The sequence below is a fragment of the Draconibacterium mangrovi genome, from assembly GCF_010586825.1.
Lineage (GTDB): Bacteria > Bacteroidota > Bacteroidia > Bacteroidales > Prolixibacteraceae > Draconibacterium > Draconibacterium mangrovi.
Genome location: NZ_JAAAGB010000004.1, coordinates 61,148 through 78,076, shown reverse-complemented (window position 1 = coordinate 78,076; position 16,929 = coordinate 61,148). Strand labels below are relative to the sequence as shown.

The following is a 16,929-nucleotide window of genomic DNA, read 5'->3' as shown; positions in this document are numbered from 1 at the left end:
ATCGATAAATTCAAAATTCAAATAGAAAAACGTAAACTTTTTTGTTTTCCGGGTATTTATGCTTTTATAGTTGCTCATAAAAGCTGATATTAGTACCTGACAACATTGTCATTCTGAAATTTGTTTGAGATTTTTAATCATCTCTTTTCAGTTTTAACAGAATTTATCTATGAAAAAAATATTAATACTTTTTGCACATCCGGCTTTTCACAAGTCGCTCATCAATAAAATGCTAATGGAAGCTATTAAAGATCTGGATGGCGTTACCGTTAATAATTTGTACGAAAAGTATCCCGATTTTTTTATTGATGTGCCTGTTGAACAGAAACTGCTTACCGAGCACGATATTATAATCTGGCAACATCCGTTCTACTGGTACAGTGCTCCGGCCATCATTAAAGAGTGGATGGATTTGGTCTTGCAACATGGCTTTGCTTATGGTACACACGGGCGGGCTTTGGAAGGTAAATGGGCCATGTCGTGCATTTCAACCGGCGGAAGAAAAGAAGTATACAGTGCCGAGGGAAAAAACCGGTATACCATAAACCAGTTTTTAGCACCTTTTATACAATCTGCCAGTCTTTGCCGGATGGAAAACCTCCCGCCTTTTGTAGTGCACGGTTCGCATACCCTAAGCAGAGATGACATAAAAAAATTTGCCGACGATTATCGTAAGGTTATAACTATGCTTCGCGATAACGAGATTGATTCGGAACAACTGAACACAATGGAGTATATGAACGAAATAATTAAGCGCGATGCATAATCAGGAATTCTTTTTAAACGCCTTAATTTACCTTGGTGCAGCAGTAGTTTCTGTTCCTATTGCAAAAAAACTGGGTCTTGGTTCGGTGCTGGGTTACCTGCTCGCCGGAATTATTATCGGACCATTTGTGTTACGATTGGTAGGCAACGAAGCCGGAGAAGTGATGCATTTTGCCGAGTTTGGAGTTGTGCTTATGCTTTTTATTATTGGTCTTGAACTGGAGCCCAAACTATTGTGGAAAATGCGGCGTTCCATTTTTGGACTCGGGGGATTACAAGTTATTATTACTGCCGGAATAATTACGGGAGTAGCTCTGCTGCTCAACTTCCAGCTAAACAGGGCGGTGGCAATCGGGCTTATTCTTGCACTTTCGTCAACAGCAATTGTATTACAAACTTTAAGCGAAAAAGGATTAATGCGTAACATTGCCGGGCGATCGGCTTTTTCTGTTTTGTTGTTTCAGGATATGGCGGTTATTCCAATACTTGCATTACTTCCAATTATAGCCACTCTGGGAACACCGGCCGATCTTTCCGATACGTCGATTAACAGTATTGGACAGGTTGCACAATTGCCCGGCTGGCTGCAATTATTAATTATTATTGGAGCTATTTCAGTTTTGGTTATTATTGGCCGATTTGCCGCGCGCCATATTTTCCGCCTGGTTGCCGAAACCGGTCTACACGAGGTTTTTGTAGCCCTGGCACTGCTTATGGTAATTGGAACTGCTCTTGGGATGGATGCCATTGGATTATCACCCGCACTTGGAACTTTTATCGCCGGTGTTGTTCTGGCCGACAGCGAATACCGCCACGAGCTGGAAACAACCATCGATCCGTTTAAAGGATTACTGCTTGGACTCTTTTTTATTTCTGTGGGGGCCGGTATCAACTTCAACCTGCTTATTGAAGATCCATGGGTAATCATTCTGTTTGTGCTCCTCCTTATTTTTATAAAGTTTGTGGTTCTGTTGATATTGGGCAGAATATTCCGGCTAAAAAAAGGTTTTGAGTTTCTTTTTGCATTTCTGTTGGCACAGGCCAGCGAATTTGCTTTTGTACTTATCTCCTTCTCGAAACAAAACAAACTGTTCGACGAACAAACTTCGGGCATGCTTTTGCTGGTAGTTACCTTGTCGATGGCCATTTCGCCACTACTGCTAATTTTTAACGACAAAGCGGTGAGCCCTATTTTGGCTCGCTGGCAAAACAAACTGGAATACGATGATATTGAGGATGAAGAAACACCTGTAATTCTTGCAGGTTTCGGGCGATTTGGACTAACAGTTGGCCGGATTTTACTGGCAAACGGAATAAAAGTCACCATCCTCGATAATAATCCGTCAAACGTTGAAACACTGCGTAAATATGGTTTCAAGCTGTATTTTGGAGACATTACCCGCCCTACAATGCTCGAAAAAGCAGGAATTGAAAATGCCCGTTTGCTGATTCTCAGTATGGCCGAGCATGAAAACGCGTTAAAAGTGGCAGAGATTGTTCGTAAAAAATACACGCATGTAAAAATACTGGCGCGTGCCAAAGATATTTTTCATGTGTTTGAATACCTGAATTTAAACATCAATAAGGTACAACGCGAAAACTTTCATTCAGCCGCCGAATTGGGAAACGACGCATTGATTGAACTGGGATTTTCGAAATACGAAGCCTACCGGGCTACCCGCACTTTTAAACATCACGAAGACCAGGTTACTGAAGAACTCTATCAACACTGGCTGGAAGATCAGGGCAAGTTCATTCAGGAAACCCGTCGTTTTGCAGAACAAGTAAAAGAAACCTTGCAGGCTGAAAAAAACTATTCCATTCATGAAACCGATTGTGCATGGGATGTGGATTCGCTGAAAGATGAAGCAAAAAAGGAAGAGTAGTTTTTCCCATTTTTTTGGGTAGAACACGTCTGCCAGACAATTGTAAAACTTTTCTTTTATAACACAAATCCAAGCATTAAAGACCACTTTACACTTTAAATCTGAACTTAAATTCAGAACGTACTTCCTTACTTTTTCGAACTAATTATCGAAAGGTTCGACAATCTAAATTAGACTACTTATAAATAGCCCTGTTTTCAGAAAAATTGTTTTTCTGTCATTTCGAGATTCAATTTATTATATAGTTTTGCCATCTGCAAATAGCAAAATTTACAGCTACGGAATCTATAATTAGACATAAGGGATTTGTTAAAGCAATAAAAGATGCTTCGCTTACTGTGAATATTGTAAGCCAGTCGGCCTGCTCAACTTGTCACGCACAGGGCGCCTGTTCAGTTTCCGATTTTCAGGACAAGGAAATTGAGGTAAGCGAATATAAAGGCAGCTACAAAATTGGCGACGAGGTTACCATTCTTTTTAAACAATCAAAAGGTTTTACCGCACTTATCTGGGGTTATGTAATTCCGTTTTTTGTTGTGTTGGGCACTTTAATCATTGCACTTGAAGTTACCGGCGACGAACTAAAATCGGGGCTTCTTTCCTTATTCATTCTGGTACCATACTATATAACATTATATTTTTTTAGGCATTTATTAAAAAAAGTATTGAAATTCGAACTCGAAGAAACCAATTAAAACATGAGTATCACGGTTGTATATACAATTGCCACATTAGCCGTAATTGGCGCCGCAGCAGCGGTAATACTATATTTTGTGGCACAGAAATTCAAAGTAATTGAAGATCCGCGCATCGACGATGTTGACGAAGCATTGCCGGGAGCTAACTGCGGAGGTTGTGGATATGCTGGCTGTAGAGCTTTTGCCGAAGCCTGTGTAAAAGCGAGTGCATTGGGCGATTTAAACTGCCCGGTTGGCGGAAACGAAACCATGAGCAACGTGGCTTCTATCCTGGGGCTTGAGGCCGTTAAAAAAGATCCGCGTGTGGCTTACATTCGTTGTAACGGAACCTGCGATCACCGCCCTAAAACCAGCAGTTTCAACGGGGCAACTACCTGCGCCATTGCATCATCGGTTTACAGTGGCGAAAGCGATTGCCAGTTTGGATGTTTGGGTTATGGCGATTGTTTTGATGCCTGCGATTTCGATGCTATCGAACTGCGTTCCGACCTTGGTGTTCCGCAAATCATCGACGATAAATGTGTGGCCTGCGGAGCTTGCGTTGACGCTTGTCCGAAAAACCTGATCGAGTTGCGCAAAAAGATGCCTAAAAACCGCAAAGTGGTGGTATCGTGCCGCAATCAGGATAAAGGTGGCGTAGCGAAAAAAGCTTGTAGCGTTGCATGTATCGGCTGTAGCAAATGTTTCAAAGAATGTCCGTTTGATGCCATTACCATGGAAAACAATCTGGCATATATTGATTCCGACAAGTGTAAACTGTGCCGCAAATGTGTGGCCGTTTGCCCAACCGGTGCCATCATCGAAGAGAACTTTCCTCCGAGGAAAGTAAAACCAGAAGAAAAAAAAGAAACTGAACCAGTAAATTAATACAGGATGTTGAAGACGTTCAAAATTGGCGGAGTACATCCTCCCGAAAATAAATTATCGAAAGATAAAAAGATTGAGGTCCTGCCACTTCCAAAAACAGTTTTTATTCCGGTAGCTCAGCACATTGGTGCGCCGGCTACTCCGGTGGTAAAAAAGGGCGACGAGGTAAAAGTAGGACAGGTAATTGCGCAAAGTAGCAGTTTTGTTTCTACAAACATTCATTCATCGGTATCAGGAAAAGTTACCAAGGTTGATTTTTCAGCCGACAGTTCGGGTTATCCGAAGCAAGGTATTTTTATTACCGTTGAAGGCGATGAGTGGATGGAAGGCATCGACCGCTCGGAAGATTTAGTAAAGGAAATTTCAGTTGACGGACCTGAAATCGTTAAAAAGATACAGGAAGCCGGAATCGTAGGTTTGGGTGGTGCAACCTTCCCTACCCACGTTAAACTGGTACCGCCAAAAGGTATGAAAGCCGAAGTGCTGTTGATTAATGGTGTGGAGTGCGAACCTTACCTTACATCGGACCACCGTTTGATGTTGGAAAAAGCCGACGAAATTATGGTGGGAATCCAGTTGCTGATGAAAGCAATGGGCGTTGATAAAGCCGTTATCGGTATTGAAAACAACAAGCCAGATGCCATTAAACTGCTAAATGAAAAATGCGCTGCCTATAACGGAGTGAGCGTTCAGGCGCTTAAAGTACAATACCCGCAGGGGGGTGAAAAACAACTCATCAATGCTGTTACAGGAAAAGAAGTTCCTTCGGGAGCTCTGCCAATTGCAGTTGGTGCAGTGGTAAGCAACGTAGGTACTGCCTTTGCCGTTTACGAAGCCATTCAGAAAAATAAACCATTGTTTGAGCGCGTAGTTACCGTAACCGGAAAAGGCGTTGAAAAACCATCGAACTTTATGGTTCGGGTTGGTACTGCTACTTCCGAGTTGATAGAAGCAGCCGGTGGTCTTCCTGAAAATACAGGAAAAATTATCAGTGGTGGCCCAATGATGGGACGCGCCATTGCATCGCTCGATGTTCCGGTAACAAAAGGTACTTCAGGACTTCTTCTGATGCAAAAAGAAGAAAGTAAACGCGAAGAAATACAAGCTTGTATTCGCTGCTCGCGTTGTACATCGGTTTGCCCGATGGGACTGGAACCTTACCTGCTGATGACTTTGGGTGAAAAACAAATTTTCGAGCGTGCAGAAAACGAACGCATTATGGATTGTATCGAGTGTGGCTCGTGTAGTTACACCTGTCCATCAAGCCGTCCGTTGCTCGATTATATCCGTTTTGGAAAAGGGAAAGTTGGAGCGATGATTCGTTCACGTAAAAAATAAAAATCAAACCAATCGTCATGCTGTCCGTCAACCGGCGGATTGAAATGACAAGAAGAAAGAAAAACAAACAACTGAGTAATGAGTAAATTATTAACAGTTTCACCATCACCGCACGTTCATTCGAGCGAATCAACCCAGAAGATTATGCTTCGGGTGGTATATGCGATGATTCCGGCCATGATCTGGGGTATTTATATGTTTGGCCTCGATGCCGTTCGGATTGGACTATTATCAGTTCTGTCCTGTCTGGCCGTCGAATTCCTCATTCAAAAATATATAATGAAGGCAAAACCAAGTATTACCGACGGATCGGCATTGATCACCGGTGTACTTTTGGCTTTTAACGTGCCGGCAAGTCTTCCCTGGTGGATCATTATAATTGGTGCGATTGCAGCCATGGGAGTCGGCAAACTTTCGTTCGGCGGTTTAGGATCAAACGTGTTTAACCCGGCACTGGTTGGCAGGGTTTTCCTGTTGATCTCGTTCCCGGTACAAATGACATCGTGGCCCGTAACACGAATGATGGAAGTTGATGCTGTTTCGGCAGCCACACCACTTGCCATTATTAAAGAAGGTATTAAAAACGGCATTCCGGTTTCGCAACTTCAGAGACTGCCCAACTTATCCGACATGGCCATTGGTTTCAACCACGGTTCAATGGGCGAGATATCAGCGCTGCTGCTGGTTCTTGGAGGCCTTTACATGCTTTGGAAAAAAGTAATAACCTGGCAAACGCCGGTATCGATTATACTTACTGTTTTGGTGGTTTCGGGCATTTTCTGGGTGGTAAATCCGGAAATGTATGTAAACCCGGTTTACCACATTTTTACAGGAGGTTTAATGTTGGGAGCCATATTTATGGCCACCGATATGGTAACTTCTCCAATGACCGGAAAAGGACAACTGATCTACGGAATTGGAATTGGGTTGATCACGATCTCTATTCGTATGTTTGGCGCTTACCCCGAAGGAATTTCGTTCGCAATTCTGATTATGAATGCGTTTGTGCCACTGATCAACATGTATATTAAACCTAAACGATTTGGAGGACAGTAAAATGGCAAAACGAGAATCGAGTTTTATAAATATGGTGCTTACGCTTGTTCTGGTAACAGGTATTGCGGCGGCAGTTTTGGGTTTTGTATACGATTTTACAAAAGGCCCGATCGAGGTAGCAAAATTAAAAGCACAAACCGAGGCAATTAAAACGGTATTGCCCGAATTTGACGAGTTGGGAGAAACAATGGTGTTTAGTCCGGGAGAAGGACAAGACTCACTGGAATTTTTCCCGGCCTATAAAAATGGAGAACTGGTTGGAACAGCCATAAAAACCTATACAAAAAGTGGTTTTAGCGGATTTATTTCCATTATGGCCGGTATTGACAAAGACGGTAACTTTTCGGGTTACTCCGTTTTGGAACATGCCGAAACTCCCGGGTTGGGTTCTAAAATGTCGGTGTGGTTCAACAATCCTGAAAAACCAAACCAGTACGTAATCGGTAAAAACCCTGAAACGACCAATTTCACCGTTTCGAAAGACGGAGGAGACATCGATGCGATTACCGCCTCTACAATTAGCTCTCGCGCTTTTCTTGATGCATTAAAAAGAGCATACAGTACTTACGAAAACAATAAAACCACCGGAGATTCCGGACAATAATTTCGTGTTATGAATCAGTGGAAAAATTTTACAAAAGGTTTTATAAAGGAAAATCCGGTATTTGTTCTGGTACTCGGAATGTGCCCTACTCTTGGGGTAACATCGTCGGCCATTAACGGGCTGGGAATGGGTCTTGCAACAACCTTTGTTTTAATGATGTCGAACATCGTTATCTCGTTGGTAAAGAATGCCATTCCTGAGAAAGTCAGAATTCCGAGTTTTATTGTAATTATTGCCGCATTTGTTACGGTTGTACAATTATTGATGCAGGCTTTTGTTCCTGCTTTGTACAAAAGCCTCGGGCTGTTTATTCCGTTAATCGTGGTAAACTGTATCGTACTGGGTCGTGCCGAAGCTTTCGCCTCAAAAAACAATGTTGGCTCCTCAGCAATCGACGGAATAGGTATTGGTTTAGGATTTACTTTCGCCCTGGTTTTACTGGGAAGTATCAGAGAAATTCTCGGAAGCGGTAAATTATTCAACATTACCATTTACCCCGAGAACTATGTAACTCTTGTATTTGTGCTGGCCCCGGGAGCATTTATTGTTCTTGGTTACCTGATTGCATTGATCAACCGAATGAAAAAGAATTAGGAGGATAAAAGATGAACTATTTAGTAATTGTAATAGGCGCCATACTTGTAAACAACATTGTTTTAATGCAGTTTTTGGGAATTTGCCCGTTTTTGGGTGTTTCCAAAAAAGTGTCGACCGGTATTGGTATGACAGGCGCTGTTGCCTTTGTCATGATTTTGGCAACAATTGTAACTTACCTGATCCAAAACTATGTGTTGGAAAAATTCGGTTTAGGATTTTTGCAAACCATAGCCTTTATTTTGGTAATCGCATCGTTGGTGCAAATGGTGGAGATCATTCTGAAAAAAGTAAGTCCTCCACTCTACCAGGCACTGGGAATTTTCTTGCCGCTTATTACTACCAACTGTGCTATTTTAGGTGTTGCTATTCTTACTGTGCAAAACGAATTTAACCTGCTGGAAGGCGTTATTTTTTCAACTTCGCATGCCATTGGTTTTGGATTGGCACTGATCATCTTTGCAGGGATTCGCGAGCACCTCGATCTGCAGAATGTACCAAAAGGTTTAAAAGGTACTCCAATTGCGTTAATTGCTGCCGGTATTCTTGCAATGGCTTTTATGGGATTCTCTGGCTTAGTGTAAGTTAGTTCTAGATTAACCCAATATTAACCATTTATGATTTTTGTCATAGTGACAAAATAAACATGCACGCCTTACACAATTTTATTAAATTTGCTATGTACAGATTGCAAAATCTACATCGCTCATATTAATCTAAAATCGTAAACATTGGAATTTTTTCAACAAGTACATAAGTCATTACTTCAGGGTTCAAAAGATACCATCCAGAGAGAGCTGATGAACAATATCGATTGGAACCAAAGGCTTATCTGTATCAAAGGATTCAGGAGTGTTGGAAAAACAACTTTTTTGCTCGACTATATAAAAAAGTATCACCCCGACAGCAACGAAGTACTGTATCTTAATTTGAATAATTTCTATTTCACCAAACGTAAGATCAGCTCTTTTGCCGACGAATTTGCAAAACGCGGTGGAAAATTACTGTTGCTCGATCAGATTCAGAAATACCCTGACTGGTCGGCCGATTTGCGCAAATGTCTGGATGAAATTCCTGACCTGAAGATCATTTTCACTTCGTCGCCGGTGTTGCGTATTACCGAAGATAATCCTGATTTGGAAGGAATGGCCAGCATTTACCATCTCGAAGGACTATCATTTCGCGAATACCTGAATCATGAAACAGGAAGTAATTTTACAACTTACACCCTGGAGGAAATACTGAACAACCACATTGAAATTGCTCAAAAAGTGGTTGACGAGATTAAACCGCTGGCATATTTCGACGATTATTTACGACACGGTTATTTCCCCTACTACATTCACGATCCGAATTTTTATATCGACAAGTTGTTAAAGAATATCAACCTGGCCCTTGAGATCGATGTTCCATACATCAACCAGATTGAATTTAAATACCTCCCAAAACTCAGAAAACTGCTGCACATCATCGCTTCTGAAACGCCTTTTACACCAAATGTTAGTAAATTAGCTACTTCGGTTGAAACGTCGCGTGCAACAATTATGAATTACCTGAAATATTTAAAAAATGCCCGACTGATCAACCTGCTTTATGAAAACGGCGGAAGTGATGACGACCAGATGAAAAAGCCGGACAAAGTGTACATGCACAACACCAACCTGCTAAACGCTATTGCTCCGAATAATTACGATAAAGCCACGGTTCGACAAACGTTCTTTTACAACCAGGTTGGCTATGTATGCCAGCTGGCGAAATCGCCGGTTGCCGATTTTTGTGTCAACGGAAAATACAAGTTCAATGTTGGCGGACGGAAACTGAAACCCGAAAAAGGAATTTATGCCGCCGCTGATGTAATTGAAGTTGGCCAGGGACACAAAATTCCACTATGGCTCTTTGGATTCCTGTACTAGTTGCAGAATCCGGGATCAAGATTAGAATATCAATTTTAAACTAAATAAATTAAAGACGAATAAAGATGGCAAAACAAAAAAAGATGGTAACATGTGACGGAAACTACGCTGCCGCGTATATGAGTTACATGTTCAGCGAAGTCGCCTGTATTTATCCGATCACTCCGTCGTCAACCATGGCTGAGTACGTTGATGAATGGGCTGCTTTTGGAAAGAAAAATATGTTTGGTCGCCCAGTACGTTTGGCAGAAATGCAAAGTGAAGCCGGTGCTGCCGGTGCTGTTCACGGAGCACTGCAATCGGGTGCCTTAACTTCTACTTACACTGCATCACAGGGTTTATTATTAATGATCCCTAACATGTACAAAATTGCAGGTGAGTTATTACCAACAGTATTTCACGTAAGTGCACGTGCCTTAGCCGGTCACGCATTATCAATTTTTGGCGACCACAGCGACGTTTACGCTGCCCGTCAAACAGGTTTTGCAATGTTGGCTTCAGGTTCAGTACAGGAAGAAATGGACCTTGCAGGTGTTGCACACTTAGCAACATTGAAATCAAGAGTTCCTTTCCTTGCTTTCTTCGACGGATTCCGTACTTCGCACGAGGTTCAGAAGATTGAAGCAATCGACATGGAAGACATGAGACCTTTGGTTGACCAGGAAGCAATTCAGGCATTCCGCAATCGTGCGTTAAATCCTGAAAATCCTGTAACCCGCGGTACAGCTCAAAACCCTGATATTTTCTTCCAGGCAAAAGAATCAGCAAACAAATTCTACGATGCAGTTCCTGATATCGTTGCTGATTATATGGACCAGATTAGCGAACTGACAGGTAGAAAATACCGTCCTTTCACATATTATGGTGCACCTGATGCTGAAAACATCATTATTGCAATGGGTTCGGTTACCGAAACCATTAAAGAAACTATCGACTACCTGGCAGCTCAAGGTAAAAAAGTAGGTTTATTGTCGGTACACTTGTTCCGCCCATTCTCAGCAAAACACTTTGTTGAAGCTTTACCTGATTCAGTAAAACGTATTGCTGTATTAGACCGTGCTGCTGAACCGGGATCAACCGGAGAGCCATTATTCCTTGATGTACAATCACAATTCTACGGAAAAGAAAATGCTCCTGTAATTGTTGGTGGACGTTACGGTTTAGGATCAAAAGATACTACTCCTTCACAAATTCTTTCAGTATACGAAAACCTTGAAATGAATGAGCCAAAAGGCAACTTCACAATCGGTATCGTTGATGATGTGACTTTCAAATCACTTCCGTTGAAAGAAGAAATCAACATGACTCCTGAAGGAACTTACCAGGCTAAATTCTACGGTTTGGGTTCTGACGGTACTGTTGGTGCAAACAAAAACTCGATTAAAATTATTGGTGACGCAACAGATAAATATTGTCAGGGATACTTCCAGTACGACTCGAAAAAGTCGGGAGGTTTCACTTGTTCACACTTACGCTTCGGGGATAAACCAATCCGATCAACTTACCTCGTTACCACTCCTGACTTTGTTGCTTGTCACGTTCCGGCATATGTTAATATGTACGACGTGCTTAAAGGCCTGAAAAAAGGTGGTTCTTTCTTGCTGAACTCTATTAACGATGCAGAAGAAACCAAAAAACAGTTGCCTGACGCAATGAAGAAATATTTGGCCGAAAACGAAATCAATTTCTACATCATTAACGGTACTAAACTGGGTGAAGAGATTGGTTTGGGAACTCGTACCAACACCATTATGCAATCGGCTTTCTTTAAAATCACAGAAGTGATTCCTTACGAACTGGCTGTTGAGCAAATGAAAGCTGCCATTGTAAAATCGTACGGTAAAAAAGGCGAGCACATTGTAAACATGAACTACGCAGCGGTTGACGCCGGTGGTAAAAACGTAGTAAAAGTTGAAGTTCCTGCTGAATGGGCAAACATTGTTGTTGCTAAAGAAGCAGCTGCTGATGCCGATCGTCCGGAATACATTACTAAAGTGGTTGACGTAATCAACGCACAAAAAGGTGACGATCTTCCTGTTTCTACTTTTGCCGGTTCAGAAGATGGACAATTCCCACTCGGAACAGCAGCTTACGAAAAACGTGGTATCGCAGTGAACGTTCCTGAATGGCAGTCGGAAAACTGTATTCAGTGTAACCAGTGTGCTTACGTTTGTCCTCACGCAGCTATTCGTCCGTTCCTGATGACAGAAGAAGAAGTTGCTGCTGCACCTGCCGGTACTGAAACAAAAACAGCAACTCCTGCCAAAGTATTTGGTGGATTGAGTTTCCGTATCCAGGTATCGCCACTTGACTGTACAGGTTGTGGTAACTGTGCCGATGTTTGTCCTTCGAAAGAGAAATCGCTGATTATGAAGCCGCTTGCAACTCAGCAGGCTGAAGTTGGTCGTTGGGATTTCATGGACAAAAAAGTTACAGTTAAAGAAACTGTTGTTGACAAAACAAAATCAGTTAAAAACTCACAGTTCGCTCAGCCATTGTTCGAGTTCTCGGGAGCTTGTGCAGGTTGTGGTGAAACTCCATACATTAAACTGATCACTCAGCTTTACGGCGAGCGGATGATGGTTGCCAACGCTACAGGTTGTTCTTCAATCTATGGTGGTTCTGCTCCGTCAACTCCATACTGTAAACACAAAGAGTCGGGTCATGGTCCGGCCTGGGCTAACTCACTTTTCGAAGACAACGCCGAATACGGTTTTGGTTTTTCTGAAGGTGTTAACGCACAACGTAGCCGCATTGCCGACATTATGACTACTGCTCTTTCAAATGGTGCTTCTGACGCAGAGAAAGAAGTATTTGGCGAATGGCTGGAGAAAAAAGACAATGCCGAAGGTTCTGTTGTTGCTACAAATAAAGTACTTGATGTTATTAAAGACAGCAACAGCCAGTATGCTAAAGACATCCTATCGTTGAAACAATACCTGGTTAAAAAATCGATTTGGGTATTTGGTGGCGACGGATGGGCATACGACATCGGTTATGGTGGTTTAGACCACGTAATGGCAAGCGGCGAAGATGTAAACGTATTGGTAATGGATACCGAGGTTTACTCTAACACCGGTGGTCAGTCGAGTAAAGCAACTCCTGTAGGTGCTGTGGCCAAATTTGCTGCATCGGGTAAAAAAGTACGTAAAAAAGACCTTGGCGCTATGATGATGAGCTACGGTTACGTATACGTTGCACAAGTTGCCATGGGAGCTAACCAGTCGCAGTACTTTAAAGCACTGAAAGAAGCTGAAGCTTACCCAGGTCCTTCTATCATTATCGCTTATTCTCCATGTATCAACCACGGATTGCGTGCCAGCATGGGACGTACCCAGGAAGAGGAGAAAAAAGCTGTTGAGTCAGGATACTGGCACCTGTTCCGCTACAATCCACTGTTGGAAGACGAAGGTAAAAATCCATTCCAATTGGATTCGAAAACACCGGAATGGAACAAATTCCAGGACTTCCTGAACGGCGAGGTTCGTTATACTTCATTGAAGAAATCGTTCCCTGCTGAAGCTGATGAATTGTTTGCAGCTGCTGAGGTTAACGCAAAATGGCGTTACCAGTCGTACGTACGTATGGCAGCTATGGATTATTCAAAACCTGAAGAAGGAGAAGAATAGAAATTATTCGAGCTATATAGAAAAGCCGCTTCGTTTTGAAGCGGCTTTTTTTGTGCTAATGGATTTAATCTTTCCTTCCTGTGTACCCAATAAACGGACTACGCACCTTTGGCACTCTTACATTGTTCATTTTCCTAAATGGCGAATGCCATTACGAAAAAATCCGATCCGTAAATAACATATACGAATCGGATTTTTCCATTAAAGTATGTTTGTACCCCTAAAGAGTCTGACTACTTCAGCCTTACATCAAGGTATACCGAATGACGGCCGTATGTTTCGTAGAACGGTTTGTAAACTACTCCGTCAATTTCGAACTCCAGCTTTTCAGGATCACCTGAAATCGATTTGCTGATATCTCCTGCATCCAACGTTACCTTACGCCATTCTTTTCGTGGTCCTTCTTCCTGGGCAGCCAGCAATACCGGTCCGTAGAATAAACTGGCAATATTTTGCTGATCCATTACCGGCTCCAGGTAAAAGTGGAATGGCATACGTAGCTCCACTTTATCGCCGTCTTTCCATTTGCGGCTGATAGTAAGGTAAGTTCCCGGTTCTGCTGTTATTTCTTCTTTTTTGCCGTTAACGGTTACAAAAAATCCTTTGATAGCCCAGTGTGGCACACGTACATTCAAATCGAATTTGCCGCTACCATTAATGGTTAATGTTGTATGGTCTTCTTTTGGGTAAGCAGTTGTTTGCGTAACGGTAATATCCTTATCGGTCCATTTTAAGGTTGAAGGCACATAAAGGTTTACATACAAAGCTTTGTTATCGGCACTGTGGAAATAAATCGAGTTCTGCAATTTTGTGTTGCTTTCGATTGCCGTACCGTTGCAGCAGGTAAAACCGTCCATATGTGCATTGCTAAAATGCTTCACCGAACCGGCGCGCAAAGGCACGTGGTAGGTGTTTGCAGGACTATCTTCGGCAACCGATGCCAGAATATGGTTGTACAATCCGCGCTCGTAATAATCCATCAATTCGGCTTGCTGATTAAACAAAAACAGGTTGCGGCTTAATTTAAGCATGTTGTATGTTGCACAGGTTTCGTTTTGTCCGCCTACTGCAAAACCGTTTTCGTAAAGTGTTGCCGGCTGAGCAGTAAAACATTCAGCGTTTGCTGGGTTACGGGCTCCTGCCACACCGCCAATACTGTACATGTAATCTCCGGTGGCTTTATTCCAGAAGTTATCGGCTATATCGAAATACTCCGGGTCCTGCGAATCGCGATAGATTTCAAGCGCACCCATAATTTGCGGGATGTGCTGGTTGGCATGCAATCCGCGGAACATATCAACGTTTTTAGCCAAACCGTGCGAATGTTCGGCATCGCCAAAAAATACGCGGATGTTATCGAATAACTTAGCGGTTTCAAGGTAACTCTTATCGTTGGTGAGGCGGCTTAATCGTGCCAGTGCTTCGTTCATTCCGCCAAATTCGCCGGCAATGTAGGTGTTCCAGATGCTGATAAGCGTTTCGGTTGGTACCACGCTTAAACGTGCATGTACCCAGTCGCCCATTCCTTCAACAATCTCAAGCGCTTTTTCGTTGCCACTCACTTCGTAAATATCCATTAAACCGGCAAATATTTTGTGCAAGGTATAGTAGGGTGCCCACACTTTATCGTTATCGGTTCCGTATTTTGCACCGTGTTCCAGCATAATAAACTGATCAGGAGGATAGGCACTGATAAAACCCTTTCCCCAGTTCCAGTAGTCGGTGCGGATACCATCTTCGCTTAAATCCGAATCATAACCATCCTTTCCCGCTCCCGGAGGAACGGCCAAAGGATCGGATACCGACTCACCACCGGCAGTTTTAGGAGTTCCTGATAGTTGAGACAATTCGTACAAGGTATTCACCATGTATTCCATTTTTTCGGCAAACTTAGCCTGGATTGCCGGATCGTAAGCAGCACTCGAATAAGCCTGTGCCAAAGCACTCAGGTAGTGTCCGGTGGCATGACCGCGAAGTTTTGTTTCCTGGTTGTCCCAAACGCCCAAAGGTTTGGCTCCTGCAGGTTGTTCCTGACCAAATGCATTGCGAAACATGTAAAGGAAATTATCTGGATTGGTCTCCAGCAAACCCTTAACGAACTTATCGCGGTTCTCCACAAATTTGGTTTCGTGGTTATGAGCATCTTCTGTTAACTGCACCTCATCCAAATTAAAAGCCTCCAGCGTGCGGTGCGGAGCATGATGATGATGATCGTGTTCAACTACCGTAACAATTGCCGTGGGTTGAATATCGGTTCCGGCAACTCGTCCGGTTACGGTGTATTTTCCGGCACTTTGCACTTCGCTGTTATCTTCGGGGGCAGGCCAAAGCACACGTACCTCAGGCCCCTCCAAATTGTTACTGTAAACGCCTTTTACAAAACGTGGCAAACGTGGCAGAAAACCCACTTCGGTTTCCACTTCAATCGTTTCAACGCCGGTTAAATACTGGGTATATAGCTGTGGTGTTGTTTCCGAAAACTTCGGCAGATCCGGCTCTTCTTTGTTACGCATCATCTCTTCTGCCTCCTCTTTATGCAGGGCACTAAAGTTAATCCATCCAATTTGTCGTCGGTTTAAAGGAATACGGTAGATGCGGAAATCGTGCAGCTTCGCATCCAGCGAGGTTTCGTTTGCAGCCAGCGATTTCCCGATCAAAAACTGATCGTTATTTCCTTTTTGGGCATCGAACAGTTGTTTTAGCTCCACCTCAACATCCTTTACCTCGCTAACCATCTCAGCGTTAAGGTAGGTGGTGAACGTTTTTTCAGGAACATTAACAACAACCACTACATGGTTCCATTTATTTAATGCTGCTGCTTCCGAACTTGCTGTATAACCGGCCACTTGTGCCACGAAACCGTTTTCGCCGGCCGGTGTTGCACTGAAAGAAGATTTATTGTTTTTGCCAAAATCGAAAAGTGGCGCACCGCCATCAGCCGAACGTAAATTAACCCAGGCCGAAATACTTAGCGACTCCTCTCCTGCCAGCAACTCGCCGGGGATACTTATATACGTTTTTCCGTCGCCGGATAATGCGATTACCCTGCCGAATACTTCGTCGTCGACAAATTCGTAACCAGAACCCCCGATGTTTCCATGCAGGTTATTTCTCGACCAGTCTTTAACATTTTCTTCCAGCGTATAACGGGCAATTAATCCCGTTTCGCCAATTCCGTCTAAAATCTGATCACCGCTTTGTGCAAATACGCTGCCTGTACCCCAGGTACAAAAGGCAAGTATTATTCCAACGATCGGCTTTACTAAATTCATACTTTTTATTTTAAGTTTTTAATGCGATTCGACTATTACGTCAACTTCGGTTTCAAAATTAGAAAACATGTTGCAATGGCCGATAGATAGGGCTTACCAATACTTGTCTATATGTTCAAATTATTATAACGAATATTCATGCTTATCGGCAAGCTGCAGAAACGCAAGTACTTCGGCGTTTTTTGGTGCATTGAAAATTGATACATAAAGAACGGTTTTTATTAGTTGGTTTTTGGTAACGGTTGGTTTTGTTTTTTTTTTGTAACGTTCTCTTGTATGTGGTCGGGCGGTCCCGATGCAATCGGGA

12 protein-coding genes are annotated in these 16,929 nt (G+C 42.8%); 11 read left to right on the top strand and 1 reads right to left on the bottom strand.

Translation table 11 applies throughout. The annotated features are described in order from the left end of the window. Positions 1 to 169: 169 nt before the first annotated feature. The 11 genes from G4420_RS11965 (at position 170) to nifJ (ending at position 13,350) form a co-directional block, all read left to right on the top strand. The gene (locus tag G4420_RS11965) at positions 170 to 766 is read left to right on the top strand and encodes an NAD(P)H-dependent oxidoreductase (protein ID WP_163323875.1); all 597 of its coding nucleotides are present in this window, start codon (positions 170 to 172) and stop codon (positions 764 to 766) included. Further along, entirely contained in the window at positions 759 to 2,651 is a 1,893-nt protein-coding gene (locus G4420_RS11960; protein WP_163323874.1) for a monovalent cation:proton antiporter-2 (CPA2) family protein, read from the top strand. The genes G4420_RS11965 and G4420_RS11960 overlap by 8 nt, the downstream gene beginning before the upstream one ends. Positions 2,652 to 2,905: 254 nt before the next feature. Beyond that, positions 2,906 to 3,346 (top strand): SoxR reducing system RseC family protein, encoded by a 441-nt coding sequence (locus tag G4420_RS11955; RefSeq protein ID WP_045033376.1) that lies wholly within the window; start codon positions 2,906 to 2,908, stop codon positions 3,344 to 3,346. A 3-nt stretch (positions 3,347 to 3,349) separates the two neighbouring features. Further along, entirely contained in the window at positions 3,350 to 4,216 is an 867-nt protein-coding gene (locus tag G4420_RS11950; RefSeq protein ID WP_163323873.1) for a Fe-S cluster domain-containing protein, read from the top strand. 6 nt (positions 4,217 to 4,222) lie between these two features. After that, a complete protein-coding gene (gene rsxC, locus G4420_RS11945) occupies positions 4,223 to 5,554 on the top strand; it encodes an electron transport complex subunit RsxC (RefSeq protein ID WP_163323872.1) in 1,332 nt (443 codons plus the stop codon). Positions 5,555 to 5,632: 78 nt separating this feature from the next. Continuing rightward, positions 5,633 to 6,610 (top strand): RnfABCDGE type electron transport complex subunit D, encoded by a 978-nt coding sequence (locus tag G4420_RS11940; RefSeq protein WP_163323871.1) that lies wholly within the window; start codon positions 5,633 to 5,635, stop codon positions 6,608 to 6,610. Next, positions 6,597 to 7,214, top strand: coding sequence for an RnfABCDGE type electron transport complex subunit G (locus tag G4420_RS11935; protein WP_204273673.1), 618 nt, complete (start codon positions 6,597 to 6,599; stop codon positions 7,212 to 7,214). The genes G4420_RS11940 and G4420_RS11935 overlap by 14 nt, the downstream gene beginning before the upstream one ends. A 9-nt stretch (positions 7,215 to 7,223) precedes the next feature. Then, on the top strand, positions 7,224 to 7,808 hold the full coding sequence (rsxE, locus tag G4420_RS11930) for an electron transport complex subunit RsxE (RefSeq protein WP_163323870.1): 585 nt from the start codon (positions 7,224 to 7,226) through the stop codon (positions 7,806 to 7,808). 11 nt (positions 7,809 to 7,819) lie between these two features. Further along, positions 7,820 to 8,392, top strand: coding sequence for an electron transport complex subunit RsxA (gene rsxA, locus G4420_RS11925; RefSeq protein WP_038560862.1), 573 nt, complete (start codon positions 7,820 to 7,822; stop codon positions 8,390 to 8,392). Between the two features lie 147 nt (positions 8,393 to 8,539). Continuing rightward, entirely contained in the window at positions 8,540 to 9,721 is a 1,182-nt protein-coding gene (locus G4420_RS11920) for an ATP-binding protein (RefSeq protein ID WP_163323869.1), read from the top strand. Between the two features lie 65 nt (positions 9,722 to 9,786). Further along, positions 9,787 to 13,350: a pyruvate:ferredoxin (flavodoxin) oxidoreductase gene (nifJ, locus tag G4420_RS11915; RefSeq protein WP_163323868.1), complete on the top strand. Its 3,564-nt coding sequence runs from the start codon at positions 9,787 to 9,789 to the stop codon at positions 13,348 to 13,350. A gap of 233 nt (positions 13,351 to 13,583) precedes the next feature. On the opposite strand, the gene G4420_RS11910 is transcribed toward nifJ, so the two are convergent. Further along, a complete protein-coding gene (locus G4420_RS11910; protein WP_163323867.1) occupies positions 13,584 to 16,622 on the bottom strand; it encodes a beta-L-arabinofuranosidase domain-containing protein in 3,039 nt (1,012 codons plus the stop codon). Positions 16,623 to 16,929 lie beyond the last annotated feature (307 nt).